At 31.9% G+C, this 19,018-nt stretch carries 20 protein-coding genes; 6 read left to right on the top strand and 14 right to left on the bottom strand.

The genetic code is table 11. The features are described from left to right. Positions 1–188: 188 nt before the first annotated feature. From ACM595_RS02115 to rpsN, 3 genes are all read right to left on the bottom strand, one after another. Positions 189–1,211: a CAP-associated domain-containing protein gene (locus ACM595_RS02115; protein WP_037538476.1), complete on the bottom strand. Its 1,023-nt coding sequence runs from the start codon at positions 1,209–1,211 to the stop codon at positions 189–191. A 3-nt stretch (positions 1,212–1,214) separates the two neighbouring features. Continuing rightward, entirely contained in the window at positions 1,215–2,201 is a 987-nt protein-coding gene (guaC, locus tag ACM595_RS02110) for a GMP reductase (RefSeq protein ID WP_041080496.1), read from the bottom strand. Between the two features lie 189 nt (positions 2,202–2,390). After that, a complete protein-coding gene (gene rpsN / locus ACM595_RS02105) occupies positions 2,391–2,660 on the bottom strand; it encodes a 30S ribosomal protein S14 (protein WP_002483389.1) in 270 nt (89 codons plus the stop codon). Positions 2,661–2,875: 215 nt separating this feature from the next. Between rpsN and rpmG the strand changes: the two genes are divergently transcribed. Continuing rightward, positions 2,876–3,025 (top strand): 50S ribosomal protein L33, encoded by a 150-nt coding sequence (gene rpmG, locus ACM595_RS02100; protein ID WP_011303194.1) that lies wholly within the window; start codon positions 2,876–2,878, stop codon positions 3,023–3,025. Positions 3,026–3,452: 427 nt separating this feature from the next. Here rpmG and ACM595_RS02095 read toward each other — a convergent pair whose 3' ends face one another. Then, positions 3,453–4,940, bottom strand: a complete 1,488-nt coding sequence (locus ACM595_RS02095) for a catalase (protein ID WP_047503682.1) — start codon at positions 4,938–4,940, stop codon at positions 3,453–3,455. Positions 4,941–5,165: 225 nt separating this feature from the next. Here ACM595_RS02095 and ACM595_RS02090 point away from each other — a divergent pair, with 225 nt between their 5' ends. Then, complete coding sequence (locus tag ACM595_RS02090) at positions 5,166–6,611, top strand: amino acid permease (RefSeq protein WP_037538480.1); 1,446 nt, start codon at positions 5,166–5,168, stop codon at positions 6,609–6,611. Positions 6,612–6,759: 148 nt separating this feature from the next. After that, positions 6,760–7,074, top strand: a complete 315-nt coding sequence (locus ACM595_RS02085) for a hypothetical protein (protein WP_011303205.1) — start codon at positions 6,760–6,762, stop codon at positions 7,072–7,074. A 140-nt stretch (positions 7,075–7,214) separates the two neighbouring features. Here the strand turns inward: ACM595_RS02085 and ACM595_RS02080 are convergent, their stop codons facing one another. The 4 genes from ACM595_RS02080 to ACM595_RS02065 are packed head-to-tail and all read right to left on the bottom strand — an operon-like array spanning position 7,215 to position 11,332. Beyond that, positions 7,215–8,018, bottom strand: coding sequence for a Cof-type HAD-IIB family hydrolase (locus tag ACM595_RS02080; RefSeq protein ID WP_002483394.1), 804 nt, complete (start codon positions 8,016–8,018; stop codon positions 7,215–7,217). Between the two features lie 47 nt (positions 8,019–8,065). Beyond that, positions 8,066–8,983, bottom strand: coding sequence for a homoserine kinase (gene thrB / locus ACM595_RS02075; protein ID WP_002483395.1), 918 nt, complete (start codon positions 8,981–8,983; stop codon positions 8,066–8,068). 1 nt (position 8,984) lies between these two features. Next, positions 8,985–10,046, bottom strand: coding sequence for a threonine synthase (gene thrC, locus ACM595_RS02070; protein WP_002483396.1), 1,062 nt, complete (start codon positions 10,044–10,046; stop codon positions 8,985–8,987). Positions 10,047–10,051: 5 nt separating this feature from the next. After that, positions 10,052–11,332 carry a homoserine dehydrogenase gene (locus ACM595_RS02065; RefSeq protein WP_002483397.1) on the bottom strand — a complete coding sequence of 427 codons (1,281 nt, stop codon included), beginning with the start codon at positions 11,330–11,332 and terminating at the stop codon, positions 10,052–10,054. Between the two features lie 188 nt (positions 11,333–11,520). On the opposite strand from ACM595_RS02065, the gene ACM595_RS02060 reads away from it, so the two are divergent. Next, positions 11,521–12,888 (top strand): aspartate kinase, encoded by a 1,368-nt coding sequence (locus ACM595_RS02060; RefSeq protein WP_002483398.1) that lies wholly within the window; start codon positions 11,521–11,523, stop codon positions 12,886–12,888. Between the two features lie 174 nt (positions 12,889–13,062). Here the strand turns inward: ACM595_RS02060 and ACM595_RS02055 are convergent, their stop codons facing one another. Next, entirely contained in the window at positions 13,063–13,656 is a 594-nt protein-coding gene (locus ACM595_RS02055; RefSeq protein ID WP_037538483.1) for a hypothetical protein, read from the bottom strand. 110 nt (positions 13,657–13,766) lie between these two features. Further along, the gene (locus tag ACM595_RS02050; protein WP_002483400.1) at positions 13,767–14,267 is read right to left on the bottom strand and encodes a hypothetical protein; all 501 of its coding nucleotides are present in this window, start codon (positions 14,265–14,267) and stop codon (positions 13,767–13,769) included. A gap of 223 nt (positions 14,268–14,490) precedes the next feature. Here ACM595_RS02050 and ACM595_RS02045 point away from each other — a divergent pair, with 223 nt between their 5' ends. Then, positions 14,491–15,354, top strand: coding sequence for an NERD domain-containing protein (locus tag ACM595_RS02045; protein ID WP_037538486.1), 864 nt, complete (start codon positions 14,491–14,493; stop codon positions 15,352–15,354). 262 nt (positions 15,355–15,616) lie between these two features. Here the strand turns inward: ACM595_RS02045 and nucI are convergent, their stop codons facing one another. Further along, positions 15,617–16,147: a thermonuclease NucI gene (nucI, locus tag ACM595_RS02040; protein WP_037538487.1), complete on the bottom strand. Its 531-nt coding sequence runs from the start codon at positions 16,145–16,147 to the stop codon at positions 15,617–15,619. Between the two features lie 171 nt (positions 16,148–16,318). On the opposite strand from nucI, the gene ACM595_RS02035 reads away from it, so the two are divergent. Further along, the gene (locus ACM595_RS02035; RefSeq protein WP_011303215.1) at positions 16,319–16,510 is read left to right on the top strand and encodes a hypothetical protein; all 192 of its coding nucleotides are present in this window, start codon (positions 16,319–16,321) and stop codon (positions 16,508–16,510) included. A gap of 82 nt (positions 16,511–16,592) precedes the next feature. Here the strand turns inward: ACM595_RS02035 and ACM595_RS02030 are convergent, their stop codons facing one another. The 3 genes from ACM595_RS02030 to ACM595_RS02020 are packed head-to-tail and all read right to left on the bottom strand — an operon-like array spanning position 16,593 to position 19,017. Continuing rightward, the gene (locus ACM595_RS02030; RefSeq protein WP_037538489.1) at positions 16,593–17,195 is read right to left on the bottom strand and encodes a response regulator transcription factor; all 603 of its coding nucleotides are present in this window, start codon (positions 17,193–17,195) and stop codon (positions 16,593–16,595) included. Further along, positions 17,195–18,286, bottom strand: a complete 1,092-nt coding sequence (locus ACM595_RS02025; RefSeq protein WP_115347398.1) for a sensor histidine kinase — start codon at positions 18,284–18,286, stop codon at positions 17,195–17,197. The genes ACM595_RS02030 and ACM595_RS02025 overlap by 1 nt, the downstream gene beginning before the upstream one ends. Next, positions 18,283–19,017, bottom strand: a complete 735-nt coding sequence (locus ACM595_RS02020; protein ID WP_115343853.1) for an ABC transporter permease — start codon at positions 19,015–19,017, stop codon at positions 18,283–18,285. The genes ACM595_RS02025 and ACM595_RS02020 overlap by 4 nt, the downstream gene beginning before the upstream one ends. Position 19,018: the final 1 nt, after the last annotated feature.

The raw sequence follows: 19,018 nt of genomic DNA, 5'->3' as shown, positions 1-19,018 counted from the left end.
GAGCAATTTAAGACACTCTCAAAAAAATAGGCGAATGCGCAATTGCGCATTCGCCTATTTTTTTCTATTCTTTTCTAAAACTTCTTTAACTTTTTCAAGTATATCTTCTGTTTTATCTTTTTTATTTGTTGTCATAACTTATCCATCCTCACAAATCATGGATACCCGTATACAACTATAATAAAACATTAGCCTGTATAATTTTCTGTCCAGTAAGGTTGCCTATTTTTATTAAAATCGACACCCACACCAAGAGTATTAAATTCTTTTTTAAGTATATTTTTTCTATGACCTAATGAATTCATTAAACCTTGGTGTGCATAAATACTATTTGCTTGACCATATGCTAAATTTTCTCCTGCTACATTGAAATCATGTCCATCTGCCTCCAATCTATCAAAAGGAGATTCTCCTGATAAATTGTTATGATCAAAATAGTTATTATCAGCCATATCTTTACTGTGTTTTCTGGCAGTATCTGAAATACTAGATGAATAGCTTAATGTATTTAAATTATGTTGAACCCTTTCAGCATTTACTAAATCAAAGTTTTGTAGTTCGAAACTTTGGGCTAAATTATCAGAAGGTGCACCATATTGTTGTTGTAAACGATTTTCCATTTTGTCACTAACCTGTAAAAGCGCAGTTAAGTTATTGTTCTCATGTTTATCATAAAATGCCGTTGTATAAATACTGTCTTTATGAAAATTATCATATTCATCGTCTTGAACATCAAATTTTACGTTACCTTTTTGTTTATCTTTAATTGGTTCGCCAAGTCTATCTCGCACAATTTGTTTAGGTGTACCGTATTTAATTTTCGATTTAGAAGAAATTAGATTTTGATTACTATAAAGTGCATTCACTCTATCATCAATATAACTTACCATTACAAATGCTCTATAATCATCAGAATAATACGTATGCCACTGTGTGCCATATTCATTTGATGTCACTCGTTTAGCTTTGCCAAGTTTGTTATCGACGTCCTGTTTTGACATATTCATTTGAATATTATTCACAGCAAAATCTTGTTTATTAGGTACTTTCAGTTCATCGTTCGTTGCTGTTTCGCTTGAAGTCCAACTATCAACACTCGATTTGAGTTGCTGCTGTAACGATGTCATAGGTGCCGTTTCTTTGATAGGGACGACTAATACAATGATCAAAAAAATGACTATATATAATAAAAGTCTTCTGATTTTAAACACCTACTATAATTTTTGGTCTCTATCACCATTAAAAATTGAGTTTCTTACGATAACGTAATCTACTTTTCTTAATGAATTTAAGTCTTTGCCACCTGCATATGAAATTGAACTTTGTAAATCTTGTTGCATTTCAGTTAAAGTATTAAAAAGTGAGCCTTTATGTTCAACAAACATTTTTTTACCTTCAACGTTTTTATGTTCACCTTTTTGGAATTCAGATGCGCTACCAAAATATTCTTTATACATTTTGCCATCTAATTCCACTGTTTCACCTGGTGATTCTTCATGTGCAGCAAATAATGATCCTACCATAACCATTGATGCACCAAAACGAATTGATTTTGCAATATCACCATGTGTTCTAATACCACCATCAGCTATTATTGGTTTACGCGCTGCTTTACTACAATGATTTAAAGCAGATAATTGCCAACCACCTGTACCAAATCCAGTTTTAATTTTAGTAATACATACTCTACCTGGTCCAATACCTACTTTTGTTGCATCAGCGCCTGCATTTTCTAATTCACGTACGCCTTCTGGTGTACCTACATTTCCAGCAATTACAAATACTTCTGGAATATGTTTTTTAATATGTTTAATCATATTGATAACTGAATCAGAATGTCCATGAGCGATATCAATCGTAATATACTCAGGAATCACGTTTTCAGCAGCTAATGATTCAACAAAACCAAATTCGCGTTCTTTAACACCAACTGAAATTGAAGCAAATAAACCTTTTTCTTGCATCTTTTTAATAAAAGGAATACGACCTTCTTCATCAAATCTATGCATAATATAGAAATAATCATTCTCAGCGAACCATTCCGCTAATGTTTCATTCATTACTGTTTGCATATTTGCCGGTACTACAGGTAGTTTAAAACTTCTAGGTCCAAATTGAATTGTTGTATCACATTCCGAACGACTGTTTACAATACATTTATTTGGTACAAGTTGTATATCTTCATAATCAAAAATTTTCATTTTAACAAACCCCTAACATTTTTAATAAAACTTTTATATAATGGTAAGATTTTCATGATGTTAATGAGCATTATTATTGAAATAATTGATAATTTTATCATTTTTCCGAACAATAACTTTTTTATTTATCTTTTCCAATAGATAATATACATTGTTTTATATCAAATGTAAACTGACTTTAGTCGTAAATTACCAACTAGATTTTTTCACTCCTGGAATTTGCCCTTTATGTGCATAATCTCTTAATGCAATGCGTGACATACCAAATTTACGATAAACACCTCTAGGTCTGCCAGTTACTTTACATCTTCTTGTTAATCTCGTAGGAGAACTATCTCTTGGCAATTTTCTTAAAGCTTCATAATCGCCCTTATCTTTTAGTTCTTTTCTCAATTCGTAAAACTGTGCAACCAACTTTTCTCTTTTCTGCTCTTTTGCTATTTTAGATTTTTTTGCCATCTATTTTCCTCTCCTTTTTACAAATCGCAATTATTACGTTTTATATCATAACATATTTTTCTATCTATTCAATCTTTAATCTTTAATTAATTTTTAGTGGATATGTATTTTAATGTAATCCTTCAAATTGCACATTATTAAAATGTTGAAAGATTAAATTTTATGTGGTAATATTATAAAACGTAATCATTACTATTAAGAAAGAGGTGTTAACTTTGCGCGTAAATATTACATTAGCATGTACTGAATGTGGCGATCGTAATTATATTTCTACAAAAAACAAACGTAATCATCCTGAACGTATTGAACTTAAAAAATTTTGTCCAAGATTAAATAAATATACGTTACATCGTGAAACTAAGTAGTACATTTCATTACTTATCTTTTAAATACGACATTTAAAAATTCGAATTTGTAATATATGTTGTTTTTTTAATTTAAAAAGCAGCATATTAGTCTAATGTTCTGAGTTTTGAACAATAGAGTCTGGGACAAAAATAGATGTCTCAGACTCTTTTTCGTTTAGGCAGTAGATGACTGAATAGAAAATGTAAAGTCCCACTGCTTTAAAGAACTACTACTTCTATTTATGAAAATTAGTAGTTCTTATGTATAAAAATGCTAGTAGACTTATTCATGCGCTTCAGCGCTGAAAACTTTTCAATCCTAGTCATCCTACTTTTGTTAATAAAATTAAGCCTTACCTCAAAAAAGCCAGCGAAATAAATTTCGTTGGCTTTAAATATGATGTTTATTCAACTTGTGCTTATTTTATTCTTAAATTGTGTTAAATTAGTCTTTAACTTCAAGATCAACATCATTAATGTCAATGCCTAATGCTTTAGCTACACCTTTACCATATTCACTATCCGCTTTATAACAATGACGAATATGACGGTGTTGTACTTCTAATGTTGTACCTTGCATTTCATTCGCTGTATTTTCAAAAATACGCTCTTGTTGTTCTTTAGATTGTAATCTGAATAAACGTCCTGGCTGTTCGAAGTAGTTATCGTCATCTTCACGGAAATCATATTCGTAAGCTTCGCCTTCTACTTTTAATCCAGGTTTTTTAAATTCAGGTTGATCTTCAAATGCACCTTCACTGTTTGGATAATAGTGTGTACTACCACCTTGATTGTTATCCAGAATTCTCATTTGACCATCTCTACTAAATGGACAGATATTTTCAATCCCTACACCTTTAGGTTGGTTTACTGGAATTTGCCAATGGTTCACACCTAATCTATAACGTTGTGCATCACCATATGAGAATAAACGTCCTTGTAACATTCTATCTGGAGAGAAGTCAATACCAGGTACAATGTTAGTTGGTGCAAATGCTGCTTGTTCTACATCTTGGAAATAGTTATCTGGATTGCGATTAAGTTCCCATTCTCCAACTTCGATTAGTGGATAGTCGCCTTTATACCATACTTTAGTTAAGTCAAAAGGATTATCTTTATGATTTCTTGCTTGTTCTTCAGTCATTACTTGGATATACGTTTTCCATTTTGGATAATCTTTATTTTCAATTGCTTCGAATAAATCTCTTTGTGAAGATTCTCTATCTTCTGCAATTGTTCGTGCCGCTTCATCCGGTTGTAAGTTTTCAATACCTTGTTGTGTTCTATGATGGAATTTAACCCAAACACGTTCACCTTTATCATTGTACATTGAGTACGTATGTGAACCAAAGCCATGCATATTTCTAAAGCCTTTTGGAATACCACGATCTGTCATCAAGATTGTTACTTGATGTAAAGCTTCTGGTAATGATGTCCAAAAGTCCCAATTGTTTTGAGCACTACGCATATTTGTTCTAGGATCACGTTTAACTGCGTGGTTTAAACTTGCGAATAATTTCGGATCTCTAAAGAAGAATACTGGTGTGTTATTACCAACTAAGTCCCAGTTACCTTCATCCGTATAGAATTTCAATGCAAAACCACGAATATCACGTTCTGCATCAGCTGCACCACGTTCACCAGCTACTGTTGAAAAACGTGCGAACATTTCTGTTTGTTTACCTACTTCAGAGAAAATACTTGCTGAAGTATATTGTGTAATATCATTTGTTACCGTAAAAGTACCAAAAGCACCTGAACCCTTAGCGTGCATACGGCGCTCCGGAATCACTTCTCTATCGAAGTGTGCCATTTGTTCTAAAAAGTACCAATCTTGCATTAATAACGGTCCTCTTGGACCCGCTGTCATACTGTTCTCTCTATCTGAGACTGGCGCACCGAAAAGGCTTGTCAATTTTTTATTATTGCTCATTTTACTTCCCCCTTACTTCATCTAGATAATAATAATTATTATCTAGTATTTATTTTAATGTATCCTCCACGTAAAAGCAAACATTGGCTCACTAATTTTATTGACAATTTTCGCAATATTTAAACATTTTGTAATTATTACTCACAAAAAGCATTGCTTGTATTCAGTAAAAGCATTAAAATGGATTGTATATATAAAATTTCAATCGAATATAGGAGACTTTTTATGGCACAAAACAATATGAATCGCGGTCTAAATTCTCGTCATATTTCAATGATTGCAATTGGTGGTGCCATTGGTACTGGACTTTTTGTTGCAACTGGGAATGTCATTTCTCAAGCAGGACCTGGTGGCGCTATATTAGCTTATTTAATTATTGGAATTATGTTGTATTTCTTAATGTCATCAATCGGGGAGCTAGCAACTTTCTATCCTGTTTCTGGATCGTTTAGTTCTTATTCTACAAGGTTTGTAGATAAATCATTAGGGTTTACCATGGGTTGGCTATATTGGGCAATATGGCTACTTGTAACGAGCGTTGATATTATTATTTCTTCAAGTGTACTTTATTACTGGGATGCTTTTCAATTTTTCAGTCCTGTCACATGGAGCATTATATTCTTATGCTTACTGTTCTTATTAAATATATTTTCTGTTAAAGCATTCGGTGAAACAGAATTTTGGTTATCTCTCATCAAAGTTGTAACCATCATCGTGTTTATTCTCATTGGTGTATTAACGATTGTAGGAATATTAGGTGGGAAAACTTATGGATTATCGAATTACACAACTGGTGAGGCACCATTTGTTGGTGGTATTTCAGGTTTTCTAGGCGTCCTCTTGGTAGCAGGCTTTTCAGTTGGAGGTACAGAAGTCGTTGCTGTTACTGCAGGCGAATCTTCTAACCCTGATCGCTCAATGCCAAAAGCTATCAGACAAGTTTTCTGGAGAATTTTACTCTTTTATGTATTATCAATCGCAGTTATATCAGCAATTATTCCTTATACAGACCCAATGTTATTGAATAAAAACGAATCGGTTTCTCAAAGCCCTTTTACCATTGTGTTTGATCGTGTTGGCATTGCATTTGCAGCTTCAGTAATAAATGCAGTTATTTTAACTTCTTTATTATCAGCAGCTAATTCTGGGATTTATACTACAAGTAGAATGTTATTCTCTATGGCAGAAGATAGACAAGCACCTAAGTTCTTATCTAAATTAAACAAGACTACAAAATTACCAATGACTGCATTAATTGCTACATTTGTAATTGTATTGTTCATCATAATACTAGCGCAATTCAAATCAGATATAGTGTTCTCGTTATTAAATATTATAGGATCACTCGTTATTGTGATTTGGGCGTCTAGTATCTTATCACAAATTAGGTTACGCTCTGCTATTAAGAAACAAAATAAAGATCCAAATGAAGTGTTGCCTTACAAAGCACCGTTTTATCCATTTGGACCAATTATTGTCATTATAGCGTTATTATTCTTATTTGTTGGTAACTCGTTAGATGCTGCTTTATCTGGAGATTTTGCCGCACTATTTAGAAATTTAGCACCTATGATTATTTTATTTGTAATTTATATCGTTCACAAATTTATTAAGAAAACTAAAATCGTCAAACTCAGTGAGATGGATTTGAAGAGACACGATTATAATTAAAATTAAAACATCGGAATAAACTGTTATGTGTTTATTCCGATGTTTTTTAATTTGCTAACAATTTAATTATAGAAGTAAGGATATTTTCACTGGTCAAGAAGTGTAGTATAATAACATATAATAATGACTTAACCTAGAGGTGGAAACTATGGTTGGACAAACGAATTTATTTGATGACATATTAGAGACTGAAGAACGTTTCGTTATAGTTGTGCAATCACTTGAGGAAAAGCATCAACGCTTAATCAAACGCACACTAAGAGAATACAGTAGTTTAGAGCATTCACAAATGGAAAGCCTCTTTGAACATTTAAAAGACCTATTTTTAGAAGAAACATTTGAGGAGGATCAGTCCGCATTTTCAATCACTGTTTATACAAACCTAGATTATGCTGCAGACCATGTCTATGCACATGTAAAACGACATCGAGGTAAAAATGAATGGACACATACTGCAAAATAAATACATCTATTAAAAAAGAGGTTAGGACTTTTATTTGAAGTTCTAACCTCTTTTTTATTAAATACTACAAATCGTAATTTCAGTGCGCATACAAACAAATAATTACAAAAACGATATTAATACATTAAACGCTTTAACTTTTATAAAATCTGTCTCAATGTATGTGGAATGCCATTGTCACTATTGCTCAATGTAATTTCATTAGCAACTGCTTTCACCTGGTCATTGGCATTGCCCATAGCAACAGCATGACCGACCACTTGCAGCATAGAAATATCGTTTGAACTATCTCCGAATGCAACTACTTCAGATAATGCAATATCTAATTTTTTAGATAAATCTGTTACTGCATTACCTTTAGAAACACCCTGAGCCATAAATTCTAAGAAATACGGCTTACTTGTTGTTACATCTATATCTTCATTAAAGTGACCAGCTAAGTCAGTGTTAAGTTTTGAGATAGTTGATACATAATCTACACCCATTACTTTAGGCACGTCATCCTGGATGAAATCCTTTAAATCATTTACATGTTCCATAGGTAACCCAGTTAATTCCGATTCTATATTCATATATTCATGTTCACCTTCGTAAACAATATGACCATCTTCATATGTTAAAATGAATAAATTATTTTTGCGACAATAATCCACAATTAAATCGAAATTTTCCTTAGTTACCGTTCGACTTTTTTCTACAGTTTCAGTATTCACATTGACAGTTTTACCACCATTATAGCTAATTACATAACTTTGATATGTATCAAGTTTTAATTTTTTAGCAGTTGGTAACATGCCTTCAGTAGGTCTACCAGATGCTAATACGACTTTATATCCTTGTTTTTGTATATCTAATAAATAAGATTCTGTCTCTGGACTCATTTGATTTTCATTATTCATCAATGTGTCATCCATGTCCATGACTACCATTTTATACTTACCCATGTTGCTAATCTCCCTTCAACGTCTATATTCTATATTACAACAGATTATTAACGTTGGTACAATACTTTAGTCGTTACACCTGTTTCATTGATTGTAACAAGTTCTGATCTACAATCTTTAAATTCACGCTTTAGTGCACGTACTAATTCGCCGCTTCGTTCAGGTGCTATTAATGTGAGTACTGTTGGGCCGGCACCACTAATTACTGTTGCGTATGCTAGATGTTGTTTCGCAATACCTTTAATTGTTTGAAATTCTGGAATCAAATGTTGTCTATAAGGTTCATGGAAACCGTCTTGTTCCATCATTTTTCCAGCTAATTCATAATTATGTTGAATTAATGCACTAATCATCGTATTACTAATTGCACTATTTTGAACTGCCTTTTCATGAGAAAATGTATCAGGTAATGCGTTTCTTGCATCAATTGTTTTTAATTTATAACTTGGTATCGTTATAATAATATCAACTTTAGGTGTATCAATGTAGGAGACATCTGTAACTTTTGTATCACCGTTATAATAACCAAGCACAAGACCACCATAAATTGTTGGCGCTACATTATCTGGATGCCCTTCAAAGTCCGTCGCAAGTTGTAATAGTTCATATTTAGATAGTTCAATATCTCCAAAGTAGTTAGCGATATACAATGCACCCACTAAAGCCGAAGCAGATGAACCTAATCCTCTTGCTAAAGGAATTTCACTTCTCATTTCTACATTTAAATTTGGCAATTCAACTTCATATGTTTCAGCAACTTTTTGTGCGATTTGGTAAATGTAGTGGCTCTCATCATTAGGCAGTTCATCTACATTAGGTCCAATATGATTAAAAGACCATTGATCTTCATCGTTCACAGTAACGTCTAAATATAAGAATTTATTTAAAGCCATTCCTATAGAATCAAATCCGACACCTAAGTTAGCTGTAGATGCCGGAATTTTTAAATGTAACGCTTCTTTCATGCTATAGTGCCCCTTTGATGTAATCTAAAATACTCTGTCTATCATTTGGTAATGGTTTAATTGGATTATCTAATAGTGAAATGGCTGTATCAGGGTCTTTCAGTCCATTACCTGTTAGAACTGCAACAACTTTTTTGCCTTGAGGCAATTTACCAGCGCGATGTAACTTTATCAATCCTGCAATTGATGCATTACTTGCTGGTTCACTAAATACACCTTCATTGCGAGCCATTAATTGGTATGCCTCTAAAATTTCTTCATCTGTCACACTATCAATATAACCATTTGATTCTTCTAGTGCATTCGTCGCTTTATCCCAACTTGCTGGATTACCAATTCTAATTGCTGTTGCCACTGTATCAGGATTTTTAACAACTTTATTTTGAACGATAGGAGAGGCACCTTCTGCTTGAAAACCATACATGTTAGGCAATTGAGTGCCATTTTTATCACTATATTCTTTAAAACCTTTCCAATATGCAGAAATATTTCCTGCATTACCAACCGGTATAGAGAGTATATCAGGCGCCGAACCACCCAATTGTTGAATAACTTCAAATGCGCCAGTTTTTTGACCTTCAAGTCGATAAGGATTGACTGAATTAACTAATGCGATTTCTCCATTTTTTGCAACTTCTTGCACGATTTCTAATGCTTCATCAAAATTACCTTCGATTGAAACAATTTCTGCGCCATACATAACAGCTTGTGATAATTTACCTAGTGCAATCTTACCTTCAGGAATTACTACAATTGCTTTTAAGCCAGCTCGAGCAGCGTATGCAGCTGCAGATGCTGACGTATTACCTGTCGATGCACAGATTACGATTTTTTTCCCTTCTTCTTTGGCTTTGGCCATCGCCATAACCATACCTCTGTCTTTAAAAGAGCCTGTAGGATTCGCACCTTCATATTTCACATGGAGTTCAATGCCTAATTTTTCAGACATCCGTTCACAATATATGAGTGGCGTATGTCCTTCATTTAATGTTAGTGATGGTGTTGCTTTATTTACAGGTAAATATGTTTTAAATTCTTCAACTAAACCTTGCCAGTTTTTCATAGTTATTAAACTCCTTCTACTGGATAAATTTTCTTAACGATATATCCAGATTCTGTGATGGATGCTTCAGGATTTTCATCTATACCAACAATTACAACACCAACCGTATGAGCATCTCGCTCAGTTACAGCCAATGATTTATGAAACGGTAATTGACCTTTAAGTAACGTTTCAACTTTATTTACTTCTTCACCATCAGTTTGAACTACAACATAATAACTTTCTTTCTCTTTAAGTGAAACAGTTTCTGATTCATCCATCAGTTCTTTGGTTTTTTCAGTTTTTAATTCAAAGTGAGGCGGTAATGTATGCAAGTTAGTTTCAAAATTCAATGTGACATTTAATAAATCACTGACTACAGCACTACCAGTTGCTAAACTGCCTGCACCTTTTCCGTAAAACATTGTTTCTCCAACAGCATCGCCAATAACATAAATTGCATTAAATTCATCTTCTACCGCTGCAAGTTGGTGCGCTTTATTAATGAACGTCGGTGCAACTGAAGCTTGTACCTGTCCATTTTCATATGTACCTTTACCGATTAATTTAATTTTGTAACCTAATTGATCTGCAACTTGAATGTCTTCAGATTCAACATCACTGATACCACGTCTATCGACATCATTTAAATTAATAACCTGGTTAAATGATAAATAAGAAGTAATGACCACTTTTCTTGCCGCATCAATACCTTCTACATCATCTGTAGGATCTGCTTCTGCAAAACCTAATGCTTTAGCCTCGTCTAAGGCAGCTTCAAAACTTGTTTGCTCTTTAGTCATTTTACTTAAAATAAAATTAGACGTACCATTCAGTATGCCCATAAATTTGCTAATGTTGTTTGCATTCAACCCATTATTTATAGCATTTACAATAGGAATACCACCTGCAACACTTGCTTCATATTTCAACGCAACATCATTTTCTTGCGCTAAATCTTCTAATACATTTAAATGGACTGCTAATAAGTCTTTATTTGCTGTTACGACGTGTTTCTTCTGACTTAATGCACGTTTTAGCCAATCCACAGTTGGTTTAATACCACCCATAACTTCTACAATGATATCAATTGAATCATCATTTAATATTTCATCAATATCTTCTGTTAAATGATAACTCGACACATTTATTGGTCTTTGTCTTGATTTATCCCTAACTAAAATGTGTCGAATATTGATATCTTTATTCATTGTTTCTTTAATTTGTTCTTTATTCTCTTCTATAATTTTAACTACACCAGAACCTACAGTTCCTAAACCAAGTAAGGCTACGTTTAATTCTCTCATAACTTCATTCCTCCGTTGTTCTTCTTAAAAATACAATTGTACAGTTGAAAAATACTTGAATATGGTATAGTATAAATTCATTCATTATTTTTGTAAAGGTTCAATATTTAATCGTATATCTATCCTATCACTCCTGTGATAAAAACTAAACAAAATTTTCTGATTTTTTAGAAAGGTTGGTATTTACAATGAAAGTAGCTAAATTTGGAGGAAGTTCTGTTTCTAATGCAGAACAGATTAAAAAAGTATTAAATATCGTAAATTCAGATGTTGATCGGAAAATTATCATCGTATCAGCACCGGGTAAACGTCACAGCGAAGATGTAAAAACAACGGACTTACTAATTCGTTTGTATGAAAAAGTGATTGATAGATTAGATTACACGTCTAAAAAGAAAGAAATCATTCAAAGATACGCAGATATCATAAATGAATTAAACATGGATTATCATTTACTAACTTCAATTGATGAAACATTAGAGTCATACATTGCTACATTAAAAGATAAACCTTCTCGTTTATTAGACGCATTACTATCCTGTGGAGAAGATTTTAATGCGCAACTCATTGCAGAATATAACAATAGCCAAGGTATTCCTACAAGATATGTATCTCCTGGTGAGGCAGGCATTCAAGTTACTGATTTACCACAAAATGCACAAATCTTAGAGCAATCTTATAATACGCTATATAAATTACGTGAATATAATGAAAAACTCATAATTCCTGGATTCTTTGGGGTTTCACGACAAAATTATATTGTTACATTTCCAAGAGGTGGCTCTGACATCACAGGTGCTATAGTAGCTAGAGGTGTACGGGCAGACTTATATGAAAATTTCACTGATGTCTCTGGTATTTTTAGAGCAAATCCTACGATTGTTAAAAATCCTGAAGTCATCGATGAAATTACCTATCGAGAAATGCGTGAACTTTCTTATGCTGGATTTGGAGTGTTTCACGATGAAGCTTTACAACCTTTACACAAAGATAGAATTCCAGTTGTCATAAAAAATACAAATAGACCTGATGATATTGGTACATATATTCGCCATGATAGAGAAATAAATTCTAATAACATTGTCAGTGGTATTAGTTGTGATAAAGGGTTTACAGTTTTAAACATTAAAAAATATTTAATGAATAGACAAGTTGGTTTTACAAGAAAAATATTAGCTGTCTTAGAAGATTATGATATTTCATTTGATCATATGCCATCAGGTATAGATAATATTAGTATTATTATGCGCTCCAAAGAAATCCAAAATAGAGAAGAACAAGTCTTAAATGACATTCGAAAAAATTGCGATGTTGATGAGTTAAGTGTGGAACATGATTTAGCTATCTTAATGATTGTTGGTGAAGGTATGCATAGAATTGTCGGTACTGCAAATACAATTACGCACGCGTTAGCTGAATCGAATATCAATTTAAAAATGATGAATCAAGGGGCATCAGAGATATCAATCATGTTTGGTATACATGTCTCTGATGCCGATAAAGCAGTCAAATCCACTTATGAATATTGTTATAATGGCATATGTTTAAAATCTTAAGTAGCTTTTATTATCGTTATATAAATCAAAAGATACTTAAAGTAGTTTTAATGATATGATTGAAGTCATACAAATTCAAACTCGCTTTAAATAATATTTCATAAATCAAGCCAAACAAAAATCCTTCAAATTCATTGTATCTGTTGGTTAAACTTTCCAATGATTTGAAGGATTTTATATGGCTTTTTTCTCTGATATAAGCACTTGATTAATTCTTTCATCGCCCACTACTAAACGTAGTATTACAAATTGATAATAACTCAATGAATCTATAACACTTCTATAATTTGGTAATTGATGATAATCAATAGGATCTAATAATTCATACATTAAAACGATTTCTGGCTTAATATAGTCTACATCCCATTTAATAGAGTGAAAATAAATATTTTTTTCTGGCAATCGAATATTATGATTCCATCTAAACATCCATTCTTCATCTACAACATCATAGACAATGATAGTCATAATTAATTTTTTACCCTCAAATATTTCTGCATGTGTAATATTTTCGAAATTTAATTCGTCATAATTAGATGATGCGTGATTGGTATCGTGGAGCACCTTACGATTGTCATTAGGAATATATTTTAAGACCTCACCTAAAAATTTTCTTTCAACGCTGATATCAACTTTACCATTTAGGTTAAATTCGTCACGTAAAAATAGTTGTTTGGCAACTTCACCATTAAATTTAAATAAGTTAGGTACATTTTCATTTAAAGATTTTACAATGTCTTTAACTTTTTCATTATTTTCATTATCCAAAAGTGCACCTCCTATCAAAGTAAGCGCTTCCAATAATACATATTATATAATTTGTATGCGCATTTTTCAATGCATTAAACGCAAAAATGTGAAATAAAGCACAAATAACTTTAAAAATCACCAATTTCTATGTATTGCCCATTTGAATCTCCAATAATAGGATCTGGTCTATTCATTAGGAGCACACTATGAGTACAGTTCTTTATCGTATTTTGTATTTCTGCTATTGCAGGTACGGTTTGATATAACTTATCTTCATTCATAAAAGGTGCTGAAACAAAATAAAAGCGAATTTGGTATTTTGAAAAGGTTTCTAATACACCTTTGCCTAGTATCACATGACTAGCGCTATCAACCATACCATTTGGAATGATTATATTAAAATCTGTATATTTTGATACATACCTTATAATATCTGTAGAATAACTTATTACTGATATTTTTATATTTGCTTTATATAGTTCATCTATCATTTTATAAGCAAACGGATGATTATCAAATGCAATAATATCGTCCCACTGGATCGTTTCTATGATATGTTCAAAATATTGTTTTATATTGCTCAACTTGCTATTCACCTTCTTCATTGAAAGATATTGTGCGTAATTCATTATAACTGTTTAATGACTTGAATTATACAAATTCCACAACAGTTTTAAAGAACCAATAAAATTTATTTAGTAATATTACATCAAAATATTGCTTTTGTAAGTAATGGTCTTTCTATTGTCATAGCACTAATATACTAATTTAAAATTATAGAATTTGTGCTAAACTAAATAAAAGCGTAAAATAAGATATAATAAAAAATTAAATAAGATTAGGATGATACATATGTTTTTCCCGTTAATATTAATTGTAATTATAATACTATTAATTGTTATTGTAATAATTGACCATCGAGTAATGCAAAATAAACTTGAAACTGAAACGTATTCAAAAGATCAATTAGTTACAAAAATAAGTACAGTAACTCGAGAAAATACACAATTAAAAAATCAAATGCTGAATATAGATGGAAACAATGATACGCACCATCATGGTTTAAGAAAAGCGAAGCAAGATTTAAATAGTATCTTAAATCAATATAAAAACGAAGGTGTCATTCAACATTTTGATATTATAGCTACTGGTAACTTAGCTGTAAAACATCCCCTTTTTGAGTACGCTAGAACTTTCGATTATGTTGTAATTACAGAAAAAGGCATTTTTAATATCAATGTTAAAAATTGGAAGCAAAAAACATTTTATCATTTCACTGCAGATACAACAAACAGCAATGAATCTAAAGTGAATGATAATATAGACCAAACTGTAGGACGTTATATTGCTAATCAATTTCATAGTCAGTTTCAATCAACACGTTCGACAACGTATACATTCATTGAACGTATTAAAAATAATTCTGTAACCTATGATTTTTATAATTATGATCCTTTTGAACAATCATCTATCAATACACAGGCTTTAGAGGCTAAGATATATGAGAAACTCAATCAACAAATCAAGAATATTGGACTTGTTTATTTCACTGATGGTAGCGTAAATATTATTGACGGCCCGTCTACAAGAGGTGATTACGTTGAAACAGTCTCATCTAAATCTTCCTTACAACAAATTATTGGAGATACTGTTCAATCAACAGATCAGGCATTGACTAAAGAGCAATATGATAAATTAGTAGCACGTTTTTATTAAATTAATATACTATATAGGAAAGAAGAGTCTGGGACAAAAATAGATGTCTCAGACTCTTCAAACTTTAGCTAAAGCCTCCGTTTTTGTGGGCAATTTTTTGTGCACGCTTTCCGTGGACACAGCCTTAGCCTGTAGTCTTCGGCCAGTGCTTTTCCACAGGAGTCGGCCCAAATTACTTCCAATACGTTATGAAAAATATAATATTATAGAGCCGAGACATTAATATAGGTCTCGGCTTTTTTTCACATTATAAATTCAAAGTTTAACTCCAAATATTTAATTTTTTCTCTTTAGCAATGTCTTCAGACTTTTCAAAGGCTTCTCTATATTTTCCATTTGGAGAATAATATTTTTCTCTAGCTAAGCCTTGTTTGACTAATTGCTCATTATACATTGTCTTATCATCAAGCCAAACATAAGCTAATGTTCTACCGTATCGGTCTTCTTTTTCTTTATCGTACTCTAAATACACGTCTTTATTTGTTAAATGCTTTTTAGTATAATCAGAAGCCTCTTTCCCATAAGGTTGTACCGGTGTATTGGGTTTAACTGTTTCGGGCGTATCAACGCCAATCAGTCTAACTTTCAATTGCTCATTATTGTCATTTTCAGCAACGAATGTATCTCCATCTACAACACGTGACACATGAACTTTTTCAGAATCTTGTGGTCCTGTTGACGTATCTGCACCATTATTTTGAAATGGTCCTGTTTGATTAATATATTGAAAAGCTAATACACCTAACACTACTACGATAACGACTAAACTAGTCATTTTTTTCTTAGATTTCATTGTTGCACCCACTTCTTTTAAATATTCCAAATTATCATATAGAAAAAGCAAACTATCGTCAAGACCACATTATACACTAACTCATAAATTAGCTGATGTTTTAAATAACATGATATTGTTTATCTATGTAAATAACTCGTGCTATAATAATCTTGAATAGGAGTGAACAAATTGAGCATTTTCAAAGAAAACATGATAACGATTATTGCAGTTGTCATTGCCGTCATCGTAGGTCTAATCTTACAAAACCAATTTCAACTACCGCTAATGGTTTCTGCCGTTGTAGCAGTTTTATTAGGCATATTAATCGGATTTATCATTTTCATTATCCAATCTATCGCATCCAAAAATAAACGTAAATAATAAAAACTGCCGTTATAGACTTATCGGCAGTTTTTATTATTTAATTTGAACCATACAACATATTTAGCAAGTGCTAAATCATTTAAATCCATCCTTTATTTCTAGCAATATTCCATGCTTCAAATCGATTTTCGGCATCAAGTTTATCAATAATCGTAGATGTATAATTTCTAATTGTTCCATAAGATAAAAAGAGATGCTTGGAAATCTCTTTACTCGTATGGCCCTCACCTATCTCTCTTAAAACCAATTGTTCTTTAGGTGTTAATGGATTTTTTTCTTTAAATAGCGACGTCATCAGTGCTTCACTATATTCTTTTTCGTTATTCAATACTTTATAAATCGTTGTGACTAATTCATCTATAGAGCGTTCTTTCAATACATAAGCATCTACATCGTTCGCTACCGCTGATTCAAAATAACCGGGTCTCTTGAATGTTGTAACTATAATTACTTTCACATCAAGTTGTTGTTCTTTAATATTTCTCAATATTTCTAAACCTGTCATGCCAGGCATTTCAATATCTAAGATAGCAACCTGTGGTTGTCTTACTTTAATTAATTCATACGCTTCTTTTCCGTTACCTGAACTTCCAACTACTTCTAACTGTTCATTTAAATTAATAAGCTGAACCATTGCTTCTCTTAACATCGTTTGATCTTCTGCTAGTATGATATTTATCATCATGCGTCACCTCGAGATATTTTAATGGATATACATAAGCCATGATTCGATTGTATTTCAATCGATCCATTCATAAGGGCTACACGTTCTTTAATACTCTTCAAATCATGCTCTTTTAAATCATCCATACCAATCCCATTGTCAATAATAGTCAATGTAATATCATTTTGTGTCTCTGTTAATGAACCAGTTACCGATGTTGCATGAGCATGTTTCAACACATTATTAATTGCCTCTCTCAAAATCATCGCCAAAATAGCTTGTTTAGCTGGACTAATACCTTTTGCTAGTTCGGCATTAAAAAATTCAAAATTTAAATTTGCATTTTTTAACAACGTTTCCATCGAAGCTACTTCTTCTTCAAATGACTGTATTTTCAAATCATTCACGATACTGCGAACTTTATTTAATGATTCCTTAGATATATTGTTAACTTCAATCATTTGTAATTTTGCTTTTTCTGAATCGCTATCAATCAGTTTGATTGCTAGTTCTGATTTTATGCTTAAACTTGCAAAAACATGACCTAACGTATCATGTAAGTCTTGTCCAATGCGATTTCGTTCTTGTTCGGCAATGAGTACATTGATATGCTTATTCTTTTCTTCCAGTGCATTTTTCATTTTTATTGTTTCACTCTGTTTGAAGTTTCCAACAGTTATAAGTAATATAGCGATATGCATGACTGCTATAAAGCCTAAACTTAGCGGATCTGTGACATAAATTAAAATAAAATTAATAAGCATGACAACAATGAAAATTAAAAAGGCTATAGATTTCATTTTCACTTTCAATACATATGGTAAAATAAATGAACTAAAGAAAAAGAATAAACTCGTCGCTGGCCCGACATTATAAACAAAATAAGTGATACCAATATAATGTAAAATTAGAAAAGTATATATCATTTTTGTTGATAACACTTCCGTAAATATGGCCAAAGCAGTATATGAAATTGTAAAAATAATAAATATAATAACATACATCCAATATGACCCTTTTAAGTCAAATGTAAACAATGGTATCACTGCAAATATGAGATATACTAAACTCGATAAATCAATTACATTGACTTTCAATCTTTTAATCATATATCCACGTCTCTTCTCTTTTGAATAATAAGTGCAACTACTAAAAAGAGTATACTATAACCAACTAAAACAAAAAGTGATAAATAGTCTAGCGTCCCTCCTTTACCAATTTCATAAGCGACTTGCTTCAAATGGTAAGTCGGTGTGACATAAGCAATCTTGCGCATCCATTCAGGAAATTGACTTACAGGAAACCATAGACCGCCAAGAATAGCTAAACTTAAATACAAAATATTACCAATACTACTTGCTTTTTGAATTTCATTGATTTGTGATATCAATACCCCAACAGATAAAAAAGTACTCGCCCCAATCCATAATATTAAACCGGAAAGTAACCAATCTGAAGTTGACATTTCAACACCTTTCATAAAGTGTGCGACAATAAAAATAAGTAAGATGGCTAAAATAAATTGGAACATCATTTTAAAGACTTTAGCCATATAATATTGATGTGACTGTAGTGGTGTACGCATTAAATTTTTATACCAGCCTGTCGTCTTTTCATTAATTAAATCTATCGGGAATTGCATTAAACAAAAACTCGATAAACTAAATGCCATCATACTATACATATATTCTTTATAAAATGGTTTTTTCGCTTCTTCAGGCAAATCCAGTATAGATGTAAATAATAAATATAAAGCAAGTGGTACCAGTATAGATAGCACCAAATACACTTTCTTTCTAAATAATAATTGAATTTCTGTCTTTAAGTAATAAGTTAACATA

This window comes from Staphylococcus sp. LKG3-1 (assembly GCF_048568385.1).
Classification (GTDB): Bacteria; Bacillota; Bacilli; order Staphylococcales; family Staphylococcaceae; genus Staphylococcus; species Staphylococcus saprophyticus.
This window is presented reverse-complemented; position numbering and strand designations above follow the sequence as displayed.